This is a genomic window from Nonomuraea sp. NPDC059007 (assembly GCF_042740555.1).
Taxonomy (GTDB): Bacteria; Actinomycetota; Actinomycetes; order Streptosporangiales; family Streptosporangiaceae; genus Nonomuraea.
The window spans coordinates 16201-34941 of the sequence record NZ_JBHYJD010000039.1 but is presented as its reverse complement, the minus strand read 5'-3'; the positions used below and the strand labels follow the sequence as shown (position 1 = coordinate 34941).

At 70.9% G+C, this 18741-nt stretch carries 15 protein-coding genes; 8 read left to right on the top strand and 7 right to left on the bottom strand.

The genetic code is table 11. The features are described 5' to 3' along the window. Positions 1-40: 40 nt before the first annotated feature. The 3 genes from ACFWY5_RS42775 to ACFWY5_RS42765 form a co-directional block, all read right to left on the bottom strand. Positions 41-1516, bottom strand: coding sequence for a trypsin-like serine protease (locus tag ACFWY5_RS42775; RefSeq protein WP_379638265.1), 1476 nt, complete (start codon positions 1514-1516; stop codon positions 41-43). A gap of 126 nt (positions 1517-1642) precedes the next feature. Then, a complete protein-coding gene (locus ACFWY5_RS42770; protein ID WP_379638264.1) occupies positions 1643-4438 on the bottom strand; it encodes an AAA family ATPase in 2796 nt (931 codons plus the stop codon). Positions 4439-4617: 179 nt separating this feature from the next. Further along, positions 4618-5754, bottom strand: a complete 1137-nt coding sequence (locus ACFWY5_RS42765; protein ID WP_379638263.1) for an ROK family protein — start codon at positions 5752-5754, stop codon at positions 4618-4620. Between the two features lie 54 nt (positions 5755-5808). On the opposite strand from ACFWY5_RS42765, the gene ACFWY5_RS42760 reads away from it, so the two are divergent. From ACFWY5_RS42760 to ACFWY5_RS42725, 8 genes are all read left to right on the top strand, one after another. Further along, a complete protein-coding gene (locus ACFWY5_RS42760) occupies positions 5809-7077 on the top strand; it encodes an ABC transporter substrate-binding protein (protein WP_379624130.1) in 1269 nt (422 codons plus the stop codon). Further along, positions 7078-7977, top strand: a complete 900-nt coding sequence (locus tag ACFWY5_RS42755) for a carbohydrate ABC transporter permease (protein ID WP_379624128.1) — start codon at positions 7078-7080, stop codon at positions 7975-7977. Beyond that, a complete protein-coding gene (locus ACFWY5_RS42750) occupies positions 7974-8783 on the top strand; it encodes a carbohydrate ABC transporter permease (protein ID WP_379638262.1) in 810 nt (269 codons plus the stop codon). The genes ACFWY5_RS42755 and ACFWY5_RS42750 overlap by 4 nt, the downstream gene beginning before the upstream one ends. After that, complete coding sequence (locus tag ACFWY5_RS42745) at positions 8780-10060, top strand: Gfo/Idh/MocA family protein (RefSeq protein ID WP_379638260.1); 1281 nt, start codon at positions 8780-8782, stop codon at positions 10058-10060. The genes ACFWY5_RS42750 and ACFWY5_RS42745 overlap by 4 nt, the downstream gene beginning before the upstream one ends. A 22-nt stretch (positions 10061-10082) precedes the next feature. Further along, positions 10083-12428, top strand: a complete 2346-nt coding sequence (locus tag ACFWY5_RS42740; protein ID WP_379638259.1) for an Ig domain-containing protein — start codon at positions 10083-10085, stop codon at positions 12426-12428. A 116-nt stretch (positions 12429-12544) separates the two neighbouring features. Next, positions 12545-14725 (top strand): RICIN domain-containing protein, encoded by a 2181-nt coding sequence (locus ACFWY5_RS42735; protein WP_379638258.1) that lies wholly within the window; start codon positions 12545-12547, stop codon positions 14723-14725. 251 nt (positions 14726-14976) lie between these two features. Continuing rightward, the gene (locus ACFWY5_RS42730) at positions 14977-16329 is read left to right on the top strand and encodes a hypothetical protein (RefSeq protein WP_379638257.1); all 1353 of its coding nucleotides are present in this window, start codon (positions 14977-14979) and stop codon (positions 16327-16329) included. Between the two features lie 109 nt (positions 16330-16438). Beyond that, complete coding sequence (locus ACFWY5_RS42725; RefSeq protein WP_379638256.1) at positions 16439-16894, top strand: hypothetical protein; 456 nt, start codon at positions 16439-16441, stop codon at positions 16892-16894. A 116-nt stretch (positions 16895-17010) separates the two neighbouring features. Here ACFWY5_RS42725 and ACFWY5_RS42720 read toward each other — a convergent pair whose 3' ends face one another. The 4 genes from ACFWY5_RS42720 to ACFWY5_RS42705 form a co-directional block, all read right to left on the bottom strand. Continuing rightward, on the bottom strand, positions 17011-17250 hold the full coding sequence (locus tag ACFWY5_RS42720; protein WP_379612529.1) for a hypothetical protein: 240 nt from the start codon (positions 17248-17250) through the stop codon (positions 17011-17013). Continuing rightward, positions 17247-17546, bottom strand: a complete 300-nt coding sequence (locus ACFWY5_RS42715; protein WP_379612530.1) for a type II toxin-antitoxin system Phd/YefM family antitoxin — start codon at positions 17544-17546, stop codon at positions 17247-17249. Before ACFWY5_RS42715 ends, ACFWY5_RS42720 begins: the two co-directional genes overlap by 4 nt. A gap of 101 nt (positions 17547-17647) precedes the next feature. Continuing rightward, positions 17648-18106 (bottom strand): dihydrofolate reductase family protein, encoded by a 459-nt coding sequence (locus ACFWY5_RS42710; protein WP_379638255.1) that lies wholly within the window; start codon positions 18104-18106, stop codon positions 17648-17650. Between the two features lie 10 nt (positions 18107-18116). Continuing rightward, positions 18117-18731, bottom strand: a complete 615-nt coding sequence (locus tag ACFWY5_RS42705; RefSeq protein WP_379612532.1) for a TetR/AcrR family transcriptional regulator — start codon at positions 18729-18731, stop codon at positions 18117-18119. Positions 18732-18741 lie beyond the last annotated feature (10 nt).

Below are 18741 nucleotides of genomic sequence, written 5' to 3'. Positions count from 1 at the left end.
TCCGGGCCGGAGGCGTGGGCGGCAGGGGCGGCAGGGGCGGCTACCTTCTCACGGTCAGCGTGAAGGTCGCCGTGCCGGTCCTGCCGTCGGCGGACCTCGCCCTGAGCACGATGGGATAGGTGCCGGGCGGGGTCGCCTGGGAGAAGCCGGTCAGGAGGGTGATCGAGCTCCGGCCGCCCTGCGGGATGGTCGCAGGCGTCATCAGCGCGTGGACCCCCGCGGGCAGCCCGGACAGCGACAGGGTCAGGTTCCCCGCGCCTCCGGTCGCGGTGGCGGAGGTCGTGGCCATCATGCCGGAGCGGATCGAGGCCGCGGGCGGGTTCAGCGTCACCTTCACCTCACCCGTCGGCGGGCCGCCTTCGACGGTGAGCGTGAGCGTGGCGCCGGCGGTCCTGCCCGCGGCGTTGGTGGCGGTGACCGTGATCGGCGAGGTCCCGGCGGGGGTCGAGGCCGAGGTCTCGACGGTCAGCCTGGCCGTGTCGCCGGTCATGATCGAGGTGGGCTGGAAGACGGCCCTGGCCCCGGCCGGAAGCCCGGCGGCGGACAGGGTGACGGACTCGGGGGCGCCGGAGGCGGTCGAGACGACGGTGGTCGAGACGGACTGGCCGGGGGCCGTCCTGACATCCGACGGAGACAGCGACAGGCCGAACTCGCCCGGCTGCTGGCCGCCGATCTGCTCCTTGACCCAGTCGCCCATGTCGTTGGTGAGGCGGCCGTAGACGCTGTACCACTTGAAGTCGGCGCGGCTCCACGACGCGACGCCGACGATCTTGCCGTCGATGATCAGGGGGCCGCCGCTGTCACCGGGCAGGATGGTCACCCGGCCGTCGCCGTACCCGGCGCAGATCATGGTGGCCGCCTTGAACCCGGCGCCGACGCCCTGGCAGAGCCGTTCGCCGTCCACGACGGGCAGCGTGGCCTTGTCGAGGGTGACGTCGCGGGCGGTGTCGTTGAAGTCCTTCTTGCCGTAGCCGTAACCGACCCCGTCGCGCCCGGGTACGGCCAGCCCCTCGTCGGCGGAGGTGGCGACCTTGGCGTAGCCGCCGCCGGGTACCGGGATGTCGTCGGCGACGGTCACGACGGCCACGTCGTAGCCCTGGTCGAAGGTGACGTACCGGGGGTGCTTCTTGTACTCGATCACCCGGGTACGGAAGCCGCCGCCGGCGTTGAGGTCGTCCAGGCCGTACAGGAAGCTCTTCTCGCCGGCGGCGTCGGCGCAGTGGGCGGCGATGAGGATCTTGCGGGGGGCGACCGCCGAGCCCGTGCACGACTGGCCCTGCGGGCGTGAGCCGCCCTCGCGCAGCCCGGCGATGATGGCGGGGTACTCCTGGACGGTGGCGTCCTGGCCGTTGTAGAAGCCCACCGGCCCGCCGGGGCCGGGTGCGGGGACGGTGTCGGCCTCGTAGTTGGCGGCCGGTGGGGTGGCGGGGCCGGCGTGGGCGGCGGGCGGGCCGAGGGGGATCAGCGCCGCCGCGACGGCCAGCGGCAGCAGAGCCCGCGGGCGGGGAAATGTCACGTGTGGTCCTTTCCGCACTCCTGGGGGAGGAGATGGGGATAACTGCCGACCACGCTCAGCCCGCGCCCGCACCGCTGACCATCAGGGACAGGGTGGGTAGGGGTACCGGTCTTTGCCCGCGGCTACCTACTGCAGCAACTCGGTCCTGGAGTGTTTGCCCAGCTTCTGCAGGATGCGCGCGACATGCGTCTCCACCGTGCGCGGCGACAGGAACAGCATCCCGGCGATCTCCCGGTTGGTACGGCCGGTGGCCAGCAGCCGTGCGACGTCCTGCTCGCGGGGCGAGAGCGTGTCGCCGTAGCCCCGCCGCCCGCGGCGCACGACGACGCCGTGGGCGCGCAGGTGGTGGCGGCACCGCTCGGCGTCGTAGGTGGCGCCGAGTGCGGCGAAGGCGTCGCCGAGCTCGGCGAGTTTCTCCACGGCGCCGCCGCACAGGATGAGCCGTTCCGCGGCCAGGGCGGCGTAGTAGGGCGCGGGCAGCTCTTCGTAACGCCGCCTGGCCTGCTCGAAGTGCGCCGACGCCGCGACCGGGTCGCCGCCGGCCTGGGCGAGCTGCCCGCCGGCCATCCGTACCGCCGCGGCGGCCAGGGGCGCGTGCCGCCCGGCGAGCCCGCGTTCGAGCTCCGCGAGGAGGGTGCTCGCCTCCTCCGCCCGCCCGCTCTCCACCAGGACGTCGACCGCCACCGGGACCAGCTCGCCCGTCCAGGCCCACACGCCCTTGGTCCGCGCGACGCGCAGCCCGCGGTCGACGTCGGTGCCGGCCAGCTCCCGCTCGCCCCTGGCCAGGCGCGCCTTGGCGCGCGCGGCGAACGCGCTGAGCACGACGGGGATGATGGACTCCTGGGGTACGGCGATGCCGGTGCCGGCCAGCCAGCCCTCCGCCTGCTCCCACTCGCCCCGGGCGCTCGCCAGCCACCCGAGCACCAGCGAGAGCTCGCTGGCGACCGGCAGCAGGTCGCGGTACTCCTCCAGCAGCCGCAGCGTGCGCTCGTCCAGGCCCTCCCAGCGGCCGAGCATCCAGTCCAGCCGGGCCTGCGTGGCCTGCCCGGTGCTGGTCACGAACGTGGCGCCGACCTGCGCGGCCAGGTGCAGCCCGTCGCGCAGCAGGTGCCCGGCCCGCTCGTAGCGGCCGGTGCAGACGCAGGAGTCGGCGAGGTTGCAGCGCAGGCGGGCCAGGTGCCGCTGGGCGCCGAGCCCGGAGGCCCGCTCCGGCACCCGCGGCGTGCCCGGGTCGCCGACGGTCACCAGGGACGGCAGGTAGTTGGCCAGGAGCGACATGCGCAGCTCGCCCTCGGGGACGCTCTTCAGCGCCACCTTCAGCCGCCGCGTCCAGGGGTGGAGCCGGGCCAGCGGCGTGGTGCCGAGGTAGGGCAGGGCGAGCGAGGCGATCCCTCTGGCGACCAGGTCGGGCCGGTCCTCCAGCTCGTCCACCGCCTTGGCGATCGCCGCGCGGCCCTCGTCCAGCCCTTCGGCCTGGCGGATCAGCATCCAGCCGAGGAACAGCCGCACCTCCCCCCTGGCCGCGGCCGACAGGCGCGGGTCGTCCAGGAGCCGCTGGAGCGTGGTGGACGGGTCGCGCTGGTCCAGGCCGGTGTGGGCGATCTCGCCGAGCTTGATGGCCAGCCGGTCGACGTCTCCGGCGGGCAGTCCCGGGTCGTTGAGCAGGCGCTGGAGCAGGTGGGTGGCGGCGGCGATGTCCCCGACCCGGACGGCGGCGTCGGCCGCGGCCTCGCCGTAGCGCTGGGCGTCCTCGGCCAGGCCCGCGTGGCGGCTGTGGTCGGCCAGGCGGACCAGCGGCGGCGGGTCGAGGCGGCGCAGGACGTCGATCACCCGCAGGTGCAGGCGGCGGCGCTCGTATCCGGCCATGGTCGCGTAGACGGCCTGGCGGGCCAGGGCGTGGCGGTAGCCGTACACGCACTCGTCGATCTCGTGCAGGACGCCGCGGTCGAGTGCGGCGCCGAGCGCGGTCCGGCAGCGCTGGTCGTCGAGGCCGGACACCTCGCGCAGGTGCTCCAGCGTCGCGGGTGTGCCCAGGACCGCCACGGCCTGCGCCAGCGCGATGGCGTCGCCGGACAGGCTCGCCAGCCGTTCGGCCATGGCCTCACGCAGCAGGACGGGGACCTCGGCGTTGTCCAGCAGGCGGCGGGCGGCCGCGCCGTCCAGGGGGACGCCGCCCGCCGAGGAGCGCACCGCGCGCAGGGTCTCCTCGATGACGAACGGCAGGCCGGCCGTGCGCTCGTACAGGCGCGTGGCGAAGTCCAGGGGGACGGAGCCGCCGAGGATGCAGGAGGCCAGCGTGCGGACGTGGCCCAGGGTGAGGGGGCGCAGCCGTACCACGATGCTGCCGGCGCGCGGCGGCGGGCGGTAGGCGCGGCCCAGCGGCACGCCGCCCGCGACCTCCTCGCGCCGGTAGCTCAGCACGACGGCCAGGTTGGCCGGCGGGTTCGACAGCAGGAACGACAGCAGGTTGCGGGTGCCTTCGTCGCTCCAGTGCAGGTCCTCGATCAGCAGCAGCGCCGGTCCCGCGGCGCCGAGCACCTCGCGGACCGCGCGGAACAGCCGGTGACGCTCGGCCTGGGGGTCGCCGGTGGGGGCCGGGGACTGCGGCAGGTGCTCCGACAACTCGGGCAGCAGGTCGCGCAGCATTCCGGTGACGGGGCTGAGACGGGCGCGCTGGAAGGGGTGGGTGAAGCCGCGCAGGCCGTCCACGGCCTCCAGCACGGGACCGAACGGGAACGGCTCGCGCAGCGGCTGGCAGTAGCCCGTCAGGATCCGTAAGCTCGCCAGGTCCGGCTGGGCGATCAGCTCCCCCGCCAGGCGGCTCTTGCCGACCCCCGCCTCGCCCTCGATCATCGCCACCGCGGGCCGGGCCGACAGGACCGCGAGCAGGTCGCCCAGCTCCTGCTCCCGTCCGACGAGCACGGGCGACCTCGTCCGTATCCGCGTCACCGCCGACTGTCCCAAGGCTGCGGTCATGTCGTGTCCCGTTCACGTGCTCGGTTGGACAACGCCGGATAACAGGCCGTGAAATGCCGAGTTTAGGGGTTGGTGCCCGCCTGGGGAATGGTGCGTCGCGTACCCCTACCGACCCTTCTACGCATTCAGGCCCGGACGCCGAAGAGTTCGTCCTCCACGTGGTCGAGTGCCAGCCGTACGGCGCCCAGGGCGACGGACTCGGTGCCCAGCGTCGAGGCCTCCACCCGCACCGGGAACAGGCAGATCTCGGACAGTGCCGCACGCAGAGGCGCCGCCAGCAACTCGCCCGCGCCCGACATGCCCCCGCCCACCACCACCAGTTCGGGATCGACGGTGAGCACCGCGGCACCGATCCCCTTGGCCAGGTCCTGGGCGAAGGCGCGGACGATCGTCGCGGCCTCCTCGTCACCCTGGCGGACGGCCTCGAAGACCCGTTCGGCGGCGCTCCTGGCGGAGCCTTCGCGGTCGGGGTCGTGGCCGGCGTAGGCCAGGAAACGGTCGAGCGCGGTGTACCAGCCGAAGGCGCGCATCACCCCGATCTCGCCGGCCGCGCCGTTGCGGCCCTGGTGCAGTTTGCCGCCGATGAGCAGGCCGGCGGCGATGCTCCTGCCGACCAGGATGCACAGCACGTCGTCGGTCCCCGCCGCCGCTCCGCGCCAGCGTTCGGCGACGGCCGCCAGGTTGGTGTCGTTGCCCACCAGGACGGGGCCGCCGGCCAGACCGTCCAGGGCGGAGCGCAGGTCCATGCCCGTCCACGCGGGCAGCCGGTCGCTGAGCACGACCTTGCCCACCGCGGGATCGACGACACCGGTCGTACCGACGCCGAGCGCGCGCACGGACGAGACGCCCGCCGACCGCAGGGATCTGCGCACCACCGCCTTGGCCGCGGCGATCCTGGCGGCGGGGTCGGTGGCGGGGGTGACGGCCGATCGGCGGGTGTCGACGATCGTGCCCTTGAGGTCGGCGGTGACGGCCAGCACCTTGTGCGGGCCGATGTCGAGGCCGACCACATGCCCCGCCTCGGCCCTGAACCGGTAGCGCTTGGCGGGACGGCCGACGGCGCGCGGGCCGCCCGGCGGGGGAACCACCTCCTCCACCAGGCCGGGCAGGCCCGCGAGCACGTCTTCCACCGTCGCCCTGGACACCGACGTCATCTTGACGATCTGGGTCAGCGTGAGCTCCTCGGCGCCATGGAGAGCGCGCAACACAGCTGCCGCGTTGAGGCGGCGCAGCAGGGCTGGGTCCTGTCCGGTCAAGGTCACGATTTGATGGTAGGGCATTGTGAATTATTTGAAGACCTACTAAAAATATCCACCATGAAGAAGGCCATGGTCCTCACCGCTGCCGCACTGGCACTCGCCGCGTGTGCCCCAGCGGGCAGTCAACAGCCGGTGCTCAGCGGGAAGAAGGAGGTCACCTTCCTCACGTTCGAGACGCCCAACCTGACCCCGCAGTACTGGGACGCGGCGATCAAGCGGGTCACCGACAAACATCCGGACATCACGGTGAAGAAGCTGGTGGCGCCCAGCGCCGGCGAGCGCAACGCCTACGCCAAGCAGCTCCTGGCCTCCGGGCAGCTGCCCGACGTCATGCAGGCCATCGCGCCGAGCGGGTTCGCCGAGAGCGGCAACCTCTACGCCTGGACCGACGAGGAGCTGAAGAACTACGACTTCCCCAGGTCGAACCCGCTGGGCGGGAAGATCTACCAGCTCCCCTACAACACCCAGCCGACGCCGCTGGTCTACTACAACAAGAAGCTGTTCGCCGACGCCGGCATCAGCGCGCCGCCCAAGACGTACGCCGACCTGCTCGACGTCGCCGGCAAGCTCAAGGACAAGGGCGTCAACCCGTTCGTCGTGGGCGGCGGCGGCAAGGACGCCTTCGCGGCCGGCTACCTCTGGATGGCGCTCGTCGGCTCGGACGTCTATGCCCGGCAGCCCGACTTCCTGCTCAAGCGGCGGGCCGGGCAGGTGCGGTTCGGCGACCCGCTCTTCGTGAAGGCGACGCGGAAGTTCGCCGACCTGGTCAAGCGGGGATACGTGGACAAGGCCGGGCTCAGCCGCGACTATCCCTCGACCGAGAAGGCGTTCCTCGACGGCAAGGGAGCCATGTACCCGATGGGCTCGTGGTTCGCCGCCTCCGCCGAGGCCGGTAAACCCTCCTTCGACGTCGGTGTCTTCGCCTGGCCGACCGACGACGGCAAGGTCGTGGTTCCCGCCTTCACCGGCGGCGGGCCGATCGTGAACGCCAAGTCCAAGAACCTCGACGCGGCCAGGACCTTCGCCCTGGAGTTCAACCAGAACGCCGACAACAACGCGGTGCTGGTCAAGACCGATGCCGCGATCATCGCCATCAAGGGCTACCGGCCGCCGCCGATGGGCCCGGTCTACAACGCCACCCTCGACGTGCTCAAGTCCGCGACCGTCGTCAACGCCTTCACCGTCGAGACGGGCGACGACGCGCTGCTGCCCGGGGTCGGCGACAAGGTCTTCGCCCTCGCCCAGGAGATCATCGCCGGCAAGACCGACGGCGACACGGCGGCCAAGGTCCTGGACGACGAGTGGGCCAAGGCGGGCGGCCAGTAGATGTTCCGCACCGCTCCGGCGGCCGCCCGCAGGGCGGCCGTCCCCTGGGACAGGCTGGCCTACCTGCTGAGCTTCGTCGCCCCGGGACTGCTGATCTACGCCTGTTTCGTGCTGGCGCCGATCCTGCTCAGCCTCGGGTACAGCCTGACCAACGCCAACCTGTTCACTCCCACGGCCCGTTTCGTCGGCCTGGACAACTACCTGCGGCTGCTGACCGACTCGGGTTTCCTCACCTCGCTCAAGGTCACCACGATCCTCACGCTGATCATCGTGATCGTGCCGAACGTGGCCGGTGTCGGCGTCGCCGTCCTGCTGGACCGCAAGGGCTGGCTCTACAACGCGCTGCGCAGTGTGTTCTTCATCCCCGTGGTGCTCAGCTCGGTGGTGGTCAGCGTCGTCTGGATGGCGATGTTGCAGGACGAGGGCCTGGTCAACCGGCTGCTCGGCACCCGGATCGGCTGGCTGTCGGATCCCGATCTGGCGTTGTACTCGATCGGGATGATCATCAGCTGGCAGATGCTCGGCTTCTGCTCGGTCGTCTACCTGGCCGCGCTGCAGGGCGTGCCGCAGTCGCTGCACGAGGCCGCCTCGATCGACGGGGCGGGTCCGTGGACCCGCTTCCGCAAGGTGACCTGGCCGCTGCTGGCACCCGCGCTGACCACCAACACGGTCATGCTGCTGATCACCGGATTCAAGGCCTACGACCACATCCAGGTGCTGACCGCGGGCGGTCCCGGCGTCGGCACCACCGCGACGGTGGCCTTCAACGTGATCCAGGTGGGCTTCACCGCCAACCGCACCGGCGAGTCGTCGGCCATGGCCGTCCTCATGCTGGTGATCATCACGATCGTCTCCGGCGTGGTGTTGCGGGTGCTCAACCGCCGGGAGGTGGACCTGTGATCCGCAAGGTGCTCGCGATCGGCGTGGCCGCCGCCTTCTTCCTGCCGCTGTATCTGGTGGTCGCCAACGTGTTCAAGCACGGCCCGGACATCACGGCCGCCCCCGCGGCGCTGCCGATCCCGCCCACGCTGGACAACCTCACCCAGGCGCTGACCCGCCCCGACGCCCTCTTCTGGAACGGCCTGATCAACAGCGTCACGGTGACGCTGCTGTCGATCGTGCTGCTGACGGTCGTCTCCGCGATGCTCGGCCACTACGTCTGCCGCACCCGCTCCCGCTTCGCGCGGGTCATGCTGCTGGTCCTGCTGGCCGGGCTGATGATCCCGCCGCAGGTGATCCTGGTGCCGGTGACCCAGGTGCTCAACCTGACCCACCTGATGGGCACGATCAGCGGGCTGGTGCTGTTCAACGTCGGCTACTACGTGCCGTTCGGCGTCTTCGTCTTCTCCGGCTTCATCCGGGCCATCCCGATCGAGCTGGAGCAGGCCGCCGCGATCGACGGCGCGGGCAGGTTCGGCACGTTCTGGCGGGTGGTCTTCCCCCTGCTGCGCCCGGCCACCGCGAGCGTGCTGATCTTCCTGGGCGTGTGGATCTGGAACGACTTCCTCAACCCGCTGATCATCCTCGGCCCGGCCGGTGGCACCACGGTCACCGTGGGCGTCTACCGGGCGCTCGGCCAGTTCCAGCGGGACTACGGCGGCATGTTCGGCCTGATGGTGCTCTCGGCGCTGCCCATCCTCATCTTCTATCTGCTGCTGCAAAAGCACTTCGTCAAGGGACTCACCGGGGGAGCGGTCAAAGGATGATCAACCTGAAGGACCATGCGGGGAAGCCGCTCGACCGGCCCGTCACGCTGGCCGTGGTCGGCGCGGGCGCCCGCGGCGCCGCCTACGCCGAGCTGGCCGCGCGCCATCCGGACAAGGCGCGGGTGATCGCCGTGGCCGAGCCGCGCGCCGCCGTTCGCGATCGATTCCGGGTACGGCACGCGCTCACGCCCGACCGGATCTTCGACGACTGGCGGAAGATGGCCGCCCTGGGCCGCATCGCCGACGCGGTGATCATCGCCACCCTCGACGCCGACCATCTGGAGCCCACCGAGGTCTTCGCCGGGCAGGGCTACGACATCCTGCTGGAAAAGCCCATCGCCCCGGTCGAGGAGCAGGTCCTCGCGATCGGCGAGGCGGCCGCCAGGACGGGCGCCACGATCGCGGTCTGCCATGTCATGCGCTACACCCCCTACACCAGGACGTTGCGTGAGCTGCTCCCGCTGATCGGCGAGATCGTCAGCGTGGAGCACCTGGAACCGATCGGCTTCTACCACTTCGCGCACTCCTTCGTGCGCGGCAACTGGCGGCGTACCGACGAGACGGCCTTCGCCCTGCTGGCCAAGTCCTGCCACGACATCGACTGGCTGACGGCCGTGGTGGGCCGCAGGGTCACCAGGGTCTCCTCCTTCGGCGGGCTGAAGCACTTCACCGCGGCCAACCGGCCCGCCGGAGCGGCCGACCGGTGCCTGGACTGCCCCCTGCGCGACAGCTGCGCGTACTCGGCGGTCACGCTCTATCGCGACGGGCTGCGGCACGGCGGGACCAAGCGGTACTTCACCCGGGTCATGTCCGGCGGAGTGCTCACCGAGGAGGCCGTCACCCGGGCGCTGGCCGAGGGGCCGTACGGCAGGTGCGTCTATGCCAGCGACAACGACGTCGTCGATCACCAGGTGGTCGGGATGGAGTTCGAGGGCGGCGCCACGGCCTCGTTCACGATGACGGCCTTCACACCCCTGGAGAACCGCCACACCAAGATCTTCGGCACGCTCGGCCAGCTCACCGGCGACGGGCGGTTCATCCACGTCTATGACTTCGCATCCGAGCGGACCACCACCATCGACACCTCGCGCGGCGGATCCAACGCCGCCGAGGGCCACGCGGGCGGCGACGAGTCACTGATCGAATCCTTCGTCACCGCCCTGCACGAGGGCCGTCCCGAACTGATCCTCTCCGGCATCCAGGAGAGCGTCGACAGCCACCGGGTCGTCTTCGCCGCCGAACGTGCCCGCCGTCAAGGGCGGCTCGAACACCTCTGATCCCCCAGCAAGGAGAAGGTTCATGCGTCATTTCGGAAGGCTGGCCACCGCGGTGCTGGCGGCGGGAGCGCTGCCCCTGATCATGGCGGACGCCGCCGCCGCGACCGGCACCGGCCGCGCCGCGCCGGGCATCACCGCCGGCTACCTCAGCATCGAGCTCGACCGCACCGGCACCGTGACCGGCCTGCGGGACACCAGGACCGGCACCGACTACCTGGCGGCGGGCAAGTCCGCCTCCCTGGTCAGCCTGGTGGTCGACGGCAGGCAGGTACGGCCGACCCGGGTTCACCGGCGCGGGCACGACCGGCTGACCTTCAAGGGCGAGGGGTTCACGGTCGAGGTGAAGGTCGTGGCCAAGCCCGGCTACACCACCCTCACGGCGACCGACGTCCGCGCGGACGGAGACGTGCAGACCCTCCTGTGGGGCCCGCTGGCCACCTCCATCACGCGGACCATCGGCGAGACGGTCGGCGTGGTCCGCGACGAGGCCTTCGCCGTGGGCCTGCGGCCGCTGGCCGACCGGACCGAGGGCGCCTGGCCGCAGGAGTACCAGGAGCTCGGCTGGGAGAGCGAGGTCGCCGACAACCCCTCCGGCCTGCAGGTGGCGCCGCACGAGGAGTGGAGCGCGGCGGGCAGGACCGGCTGGGGCTCGGTGCTGCGGGCCTTCACCTACGACTACACCAAGGAACGGCAGCGGCATAACCTCGGCGGCTATCCCATTCCGGTCGGCCCGCTGGCCGGCGACGAGGGGAGGGTCACCGGGTCGGAGATCGCGCTGTTCGGAGCGGCCCCGGAGCTCACGCCGACGGTCCTGGCGAACATCGCCAAGGGCGAGGGCCTGCCGTACCCCACGCAGAACGGCCAGTGGCAGAAGACGGCGCAGGCCAGCAGCCAGTCCTTCCTCGTCCTGAGCGACCTGCGGACGCACAACGTCCAGGAGGCGACCACGTACGCCAAGGCGGCCGGGATCGGCTACCTCTACTCGCTGCCCAACGCCGTGGGGCCGTGGAAGACGACCGGGCACTACCAGTTCGACGCGGGCATGGGCGGCGACGACGAGGGCGCGAAGCGGACCGTGGATCTGGCCAAGGCCGAGGGCGTACGGCTCGGCGTCCACACCATCTCCGACTTCATCAGCCTCGACGACCGCTACGTCCGGCCCGCGCCCGCCGACAGCAGGCTCGCCTCCGGCCAGCGTGCCCGGCTGACCCGCCCGCTGGCGGCGGCCGACACCACCCTGTACGTCGACTCCGGCGCGCCGTTCGCCCCCGGCCTGCACTTCAAGGCGCTGCGGATCGGCGATGAGCTCCTCACCTACGGCGACGCGCGCCAGGACGGCGACGAGTGGGTCGTGAGCGGCCTGAAGCGGGCGCAGGCCGGCTCGCCGGCCACCTCCCACGCCGCCGGAGACCAGGCCGCCAGGATGATCATGAACTCGTACGCGGGGGCCATCGGCGGCCTCGGCATCATCGACGAGATCGCCACCCGCCTGGCCACGGCCTGGAACACCACCGGCATCATGTCCCACTCCTACGACGGCGTGGAGTCGGCCTCGGAGTCCGGATGGGGCAACTACGGCCAGGCCAGGCTGATCAACGGCAACTTCCGGCAGCTCAAGGCCAAGGACGGCTACATCACCGAGACCAGCCGCATGACCTCCAACACCTGGGACGCCCTCACCCGGGCGAGCTGGGGCGAGGTCGGCATGACCAGCATGGACCAGGTCTTCGTCAACAACGCCTTCTACCGGGCCAACTTCCTGCCCGGCATGCTCGGCTGGATCAGCCTCAAGGGATCGGAGCCGCTGCTGAGCATCGAGGGCAAGCTGGCCCGCGGCGCCGGGCTGAACGCGGGGGCCGGGTTCCAGAGCTCGCTGTCCAGCCTCCGTTCCGGCGGCGAGAACGCCAAGAAGGTGCTCGACGCGATCAGCCAGTGGGAGACGGCGCGTAACCTCGGCGCCTTCACCGAGGAGCAGAAGACCCGCTTGCGCGACAAGAGCACCAACTGGCACCTCTCGGTCGTCACCGCCGGGCGGAAGTGGTCGCTGCAGGAGCTCGACGCGTCGGGCCGGCCCATCGGATCACCCCAGGAGGTCACCGTGCCGGCCCCGGCGCTGACCACCACCAGCCTGCCCGCCGCCACCCGTCACCGGCTCTACGCGGCACGACTCACCACCAACACCCCGGCCACGATCCGCTACGAGCTCACCGGCGGCGCCCTGCCCAAGGGACTGTCCCTCAACCAGGACACGGGCGGCATCATCGGCACGGCCCGGCACACCGGGAAGGCCACCTTCACCGTCACCGCCCACAGCACGGGCGGGCTTCCCCCCGCGAAGGCCGACTACGAACTGACCGTCCGCCGCTAGAGGGCGTCGTCGCGGGCGCCCCGGAAAGTGCAACAGCGCGGGGCGCAAAGTCCATGGAGTGGCGGGAGCGCATGGGGCACGGTGACTGATCAAGGGCTTCTGTGAGGAGGGAACCCGTGTTACCGTCCCGAACCTGGCGCCTCGGCGCCGCTGTCGCGCTCCTGCTGCCCATGGCATGGGTGGCCGCAGGCGCCGTACCGGCCTCGGCTGCGACCTACACGATTTCGGTGGGAAGCACCGGCACCTGGTCGCATCCGACCGACACGCCGGCCATGCCGTACATCGACAAGAACGGCACGTTCTACTTCCAGCAGTCCGCCGCGCTGTACGGCGCGACGCAGCCGAGATACTGGGACTTCTACACCGGGACCGACTTCGACACCGCGAGCCGGTCCGCGGCCATCAGCAACGCGGTGAGCCCGGACAACCCCGCCGACCGGAACAACGACACGACGTGGCGGTGCAACAACAGCCCCACCGGCGTCGAATCCACCCCGGCGCCGCCCGGTTCCGGCTACTCCCAGAAGAACTTCTGCGGGCTGATCGGCCTGTGGGTCGATCCGGACACCGGGCACTGGCACGGCCTGGTGCACAACGAGTTCACCCCGCAGCCGTTCGGCGACGGCCTGCACTACGACGCGATCGACTACGCCGTCTCCACCAACCAGGGCAGGACGTGGTCGATCACCGATCACGCGATCACCTCGCCGTTCAGCACCAGGCGCGGTGACACCGCCGCCTTCCCGCAGCAGACCTACCACTACGGCGACGGCGACCAGCGCCTGTACGCCGACACCGCCTCGGGGTACTTCTACGTCTACTACGGATCGCGCCTGGTGAACAAAGGCGGCGGCTGGGTGGCGTTCTACTCCCACGTGGCGCGGGCGCCGATGGCGGCGAAGATGGCTCCCGGCTCGTGGCAGAAGTGGTACGACGGCTCCTGGTCGCAGCCCGGCGTCGGTGGCAGGGAAAGCAACCTGGTGCCCGTCACCGCGGCCAACCCGAACGGTTACACCCCGGCGGACAAGGAGTACGACCCGAACAACACCGGGACCGTCAGCCAGCAGATCGCCGCCGGCCAGACCCCGCCGACCTCGCCGCTGTTCGTCATGAACATCACCTACAACGCCTACCTGGGCCTGTACATGGGCACCCCGCAGGCGGTCGACCAGTCCGGCAACGCGCCGCAGGACATCTACGTCACCGACGACCTGAGCACCGCCAAGTGGTACCTGGCCGGAAACACCGGCGGCTACCGGACCGCCTCCTGGTACCGGTGGTTCCTCGACGGCGCGAACAGGACCGGCGGCACGATCGTCGGCAAGTCCTTCCGGAACTACTGCTCGATCGCCTGCTCGGGCGGCCGCTCCGGCGAGTACGTCAACGTCACCATGACCTCGACCGCGCCGGTGACCTCACCGGTCGATCCGTCCAGGACGTACACCGTCTCCAGCGGCGCCGGACGCGTGCTCGCGCAGGCCGCGAGCGGCACGGGGACCGCCGCCGTCGCCCCCACCGGCTCGGCCCGCGAGGGCTGGCGCTTCACCGCCACCGGGGACGGCTCGTACCGCGTCACCAACGCCGCCACCGGACAGGCACTCGGCGTCGATTCCACCGCCACCTCCACCCGCGCGTGGGGCACCAAGCCCACCGCGGCGGGCGGCGGCCCCACGGTCGGACAGCAGTGGTTCATCGTCGGCAACGGCTCGTTCCGCCTGGTCAACCGGCACAGCAACCTCGTACTCGGCCTGTCGGCCGACCCCGCCCGCTCGGCCGAGACCACGCCGGTGCGCCACTGGACGAACACGACCGGCAACCCGGTCGGCGGCACCCGCACCGCCGCCGAGCAGACCCTCACCTTCACCGGCACGGGCACGCCGCCGGGCAACCTCGACGGCACCCGCACGCTGGTCGCCTCGGGCAAGGCGCTGGACAACCCGAACCACTCCACCAGCGCCGGCACCCAGGTCAACACCTGGACACCGAACGGCGGAGCCAACCAGAACTGGGTCTTCACCCAGCAGCCCGACGGCTCCTACCAGATCGTCAACGGCCACTCGCGGCTGTGCCTGGACGTCAGCGCAGGCTCCGTCAGCGCGGGCGCCAAGGTGATCCAGTGGACCTGCACGGGCGGCGGCAACCAGCGCTGGGTCGTCACCCCGGCGTCCGGCGGCGGCTACACGGTCGCCGCGCGGCACAGCGGGTTGCTGCTCACCACGGCATCGACCGCCGACGGCGCCCCGGTCACGCAGCAGAGCGGCGGCGGCTCGGCGCTGCAGCGCTGGACCATCAGCTAGGCCAGGTCGGCGACAGGCGCAGGCACCAGTCGACGTCCTTGTCGCCGAAGTCGAACTGCGCGAAGTGATCGAAGGCGCCCGCCGGCTCGCGCCCTTGGTGATCGAACCCGGGCCCGCTTGACCGCTCAGCATTACCGCTTTCGATTGGCTTTATCGCGAAATTTCGTGCCTTATCAAGCCTTGACCGCTCTTCTTGATCAAGAAATCATGCTGCGAGTAAGGTCGTTCGTCATCAGATACGGGGGTATTCAATGTCCGGTTTATCCAGAGCGGGCGTCACGGCGGGCCTGATCGTCGCGATGGTCGCGTTACCGGTCGGATCCGCGTCCGCCGATCCCGACGGCACACCGACGCTCACGCTGAGCGCGGAATCCCAGCCCAAGCAGGACCGCCCGACACTTGCGGGGATCAAGCAGCAAGCGGCCCAGCGGGGCATCCGCCTTGAGCAGGCCGTGGCCGAGTACATCGCCACGACGGCCAGGACCCAGCGCTCCGCCTGGGCCAACCAGCCCGACGGTCCGGTCAGCATCCCGGACGTCATGATCGACGACATGCACGCCGCCGAGGTCGAGGACCTCGCGCGCATCGCGGCCTCCGAAGGCATCGGCCTGGCCGCGGCGATCGACGCGATAGCCTGGCAGGACGAGTTCGAGAAGGTGGCCGCCGAGCTCGAAACCGCGCTCCCGGGGGAGTTCGCGGGCGCGGTCAAGAACGACGACAGTGCCTGGTTCGCCTTCAAGGGAGACGTACCGGCCAAGGCCATCGAACTCGCCAAGACCCTGCCCGTGCGGGTCGAACTCGCCGGCGGGCGCGGCTTCTCCGAGACGGAACTGGCCGCGGCCTCCGACGCCACGCACCAGGCGGTGCTGGCCAATCCGGTGGTGGCCGACGCGTCCACCTCGTACGACGTCCGTACCGGCGCCATCCAGGTGGAGGCGCAGACCAAGACGCCCGCCAACGCGCAGGACCTCGCGCCCGCGAGGGCGCTGGCGGCCGGGATGCGGGTCGAGGTGACGATCGTCGGCAAGGCGAGCGAACCCGAGGACCAGTACATCCGCGGCGGCGGGACCCTGGGCACCTGCACGTCGGGCTTCAACCTGAAGTACATCACCAGCAACACCAAGCGGCACGGTACGGCGGGCCACTGCGGCCGCAGTACCGCGACCCGTACCTACTCCAACCACAGCGGCGACGGCGGCAGCACCTCCGTCAAGCGGGTGTGGTGGCACGTCGGTGGCTGGGGCGACCTGGCGTACTACACGACGGGCTCCAAGTCGCCGACCCGCACGTTCTACTACGACTGGAACAAGAAGCGTTACGCCGACAACCGCTCGGGCATGCCGTCGGTCGGCACGCGCATCTGCCACTTCGGCAAGAATTCCGGCGCCAGTTGCGCCAAGGTGGCGCGCAGGGACGTCTCCAGCGGCGTCCTGAGGCACATGGTCGTGATGGACAAGAACATCAGCACCGGCGGTGACTCCGGCGGGCCGTGGTACTACGGCGGCACCGCCTACGGCATCCACTTCGGGAAGATCGGCGGAGAGTCCGCCTTCACCCCGGCCTACCTGTACCAGAACCGCAGCTACGACGTCTGGCAACGGTGATCGCGAGCCCGCCGGCCCATCGGCCGGCGGGCCGTCCGGTGAACCACGGAGGCGGCCCGGCCCGTTACCTTCAGGCAAGGCCCACCGCAACCCTCTTGGAGGACGCACCGTGCGCTCCCTCGCCCTCGTCGCCATCCCCTTCCTGGCGATGGTGCTGGCCGCCTGCTCGGGCAACGGCCCGGCCCCCGCGGCGCAGCCCAGCCCGTTCACGGCCGTGGGCGAGGACCCCGCGATCGTGGTCCACGACCTGCCAGAGGCCCCCGACATGGAGGTGGGAGGCAGGCTCGGCTACGTCGCCGAAGGCCGCTGCCTCACCGTCACCGGCACGCGGGACGGGCGCAGCGTCACCTTCTCCCCCGTGTGGCCGGCCGGCACCCAGCCCCTGGTGCGGGACGGCAGGCGAGGGGTGAACGTGCCCGGCCTCGGACCGCTCCTGGACGGAGACACGGTCAGCGCCGCGGGTGACGAGTGGCCGGGCGACGACCAACGGCTGAAGAATCACCCTCCGTGTGGTGGGGCCGAAAGGTTCATGGTCTTCAACGCGGGCTCGTTCAAAGCCGGTTAGGGACGTCTCCGTCGAATATCTGCAGGTCGACCGTGGTCTGGGAAAGCCTCGTGCACGTGGACTACGCGACCCAGCGGCAGATGCCACGCCGACGTCATCCGCGCCCACGCCGGTGATCAGGTGTTGATCTCCAGGACCCAGGCGGAGACGTGATCGGGTCCGTGGGTGTAGATCAGGCGGAAGGTGTCGGTGCGGAGCTCGAGCGCGTCCGGGATGCCGCCGTACGGCGTCGCGCCGAGCGGTTCCGGGTCCTCGATCAGATCGAGCAGGGTGTCCGCAATGGCCGCACGCAGGCCGAGCGCCGCCTGACGCAGGATGTCGCGGACGGGAAGGTCGACGTGGAGCAGACGTTTCAAGAGCGCTCGCCGGGGGCGGGCAGGCCGAGGTCGGCGTACAGGGCGGCCCTGTCGTCGTATGTCACCATCTCGCGCTCGCCTCGGGCATGCGCGGCGATCGCCTCGGCAACGCGGCCGGCCTCCAGCTCCCGGCGGGCGCGCAGCAGTTCCTCGTAGTCCTCTTCGGAGATCAGGACGGCGCGCTCGGTCGTGGACCGGCGGATGGTGGTGGGCTGGTGACCGTGCACGGCTCGCGCGACGAGCGTGCCGAGCTGGCTCCGGGCTTCGGCGATGCCCAGCGGGTCGGTGGTGGCCATGGTGACTCTCCTGCCTCTACCCGGGCGGCTCCTGCGTTCCACCGTACGGCAAAGGTGTCCATCCTGCACAGCTTGTTCAACATGTACAACTTGTATGGGCTTCAGTCCCTGCCGACGGCGGCCGCCACCTGCAAGGTGCCGTCGCTCAGGTTGCGGGTCCGGAGCAGGCGGACGGGCTCGCCGTCCGAGGGCAGGAGGTTGAGCCGGACCTCGTCCACCAGCCCCTCCTCCAGAAACGCGGCGTACGTCGCGGCGCCGCCCGAAAGGAGCGCCGTGCCGTGCCCGAGGGCTTCGAGGTGGCGCAGCGCCTCGGCCGGGGAAGCGGCCACGTGCGCTCCCTCGATGTCCTGCCGCCGTCTCGACAGCACGACGATGTCGACACCGGCGAGCTCCGGCGGTGCTGACATGAGCGCAAAAGTCCCCCGGCCCATGATGAGATTGCCCGCCTCGCGGGCGCCGTCCAGGAAGTCCTTGAGGATGGCGGGTGGAATGCGGTGGCCGCATTCGGCGCGGTGAAGACTTCCGTCGGGGGTGATCGACGCGTAAAGGATCGTCCTCATGAGGGGGACCCTACTCTAGTTGGAGAGAACTTCCAACTATCTGGATCGACCGCCAGGCCAGCTCCGGCAGCACGGCCCGCGCCCAGGCGAGATCACCCTCACCGGTGGCCAGCATCCGCCGGCACGCGTCATGGCTCGGCCCGAGCAGGACCGTCTGCAGCTGCTCCGGCGTCCACTCCGGCAACTCCCCCGGCCCGGCGACCTGCGCCAGCCGCGCCATGACAGGCGCCAGCAGCCGCTGTTTCGCGTCGGCGAGCTCCGCTGCACGATCCGCCGCCAGCTCCAGCGCCATGGCCTGGTACATGAACCGGGCCTCCACCCGGTTCGCCTCCACCCACGCCAGGTGCGCGCCGACGAGGGCGCGCACCGCGTCGCGCGCGGTGGCCGAGGCGAGAACGTCCCTTTCCAGCTGAGCGCCGACCCGCTCGAACGTCCGGATCAGCAGCGACAGCGTCAGCTCGCCGAACCCGCCGAAGAGGTGGTAGACGCTCGACGGGCTCGCCCCGGCGGCGCGGCGGATGTCCTCGATCCCCGTGGCCAGCAGGCCCTGCCGGTCGAAACATTGCAACGCGGCATCCAGAATCTCGTTACGCCGCTGGATCCCGTCACGCCTGGCCGCCCTCATCCTGCCGAGG

Excerpts from the sequence above, each read along its gene's own strand:
- ACFWY5_RS42760 (WP_379624130.1), top strand. The coding sequence starts at position 5,809 with ATGAAGAAGGCCATGGTCCTCACCGCTGCCGCACTGGCACTCGCCGCG.
- ACFWY5_RS42755 (WP_379624128.1), top strand. The coding sequence starts at position 7,078 with ATGTTCCGCACCGCTCCGGCGGCCGCCCGCAGGGCGGCCGTCCCCTGG.
- ACFWY5_RS42745 (WP_379638260.1), top strand. The coding sequence starts at position 8,780 with ATGATCAACCTGAAGGACCATGCGGGGAAGCCGCTCGACCGGCCCGTC.
- ACFWY5_RS42740 (WP_379638259.1), top strand. The coding sequence starts at position 10,083 with ATGCGTCATTTCGGAAGGCTGGCCACCGCGGTGCTGGCGGCGGGAGCG.
- ACFWY5_RS42730 (WP_379638257.1), top strand. The coding sequence starts at position 14,977 with ATGTCCGGTTTATCCAGAGCGGGCGTCACGGCGGGCCTGATCGTCGCG.
- ACFWY5_RS42715 (WP_379612530.1), bottom strand. The coding sequence starts at position 17,546 with ATGGCCACCACCGACCCGCTGGGCATCGCCGAAGCCCGGAGCCAGCTC.
- ACFWY5_RS42710 (WP_379638255.1), bottom strand. The coding sequence starts at position 18,106 with ATGAGGACGATCCTTTACGCGTCGATCACCCCCGACGGAAGTCTTCAC.
- ACFWY5_RS42705 (WP_379612532.1), bottom strand. The coding sequence starts at position 18,731 with ATGAGGGCGGCCAGGCGTGACGGGATCCAGCGGCGTAACGAGATTCTG.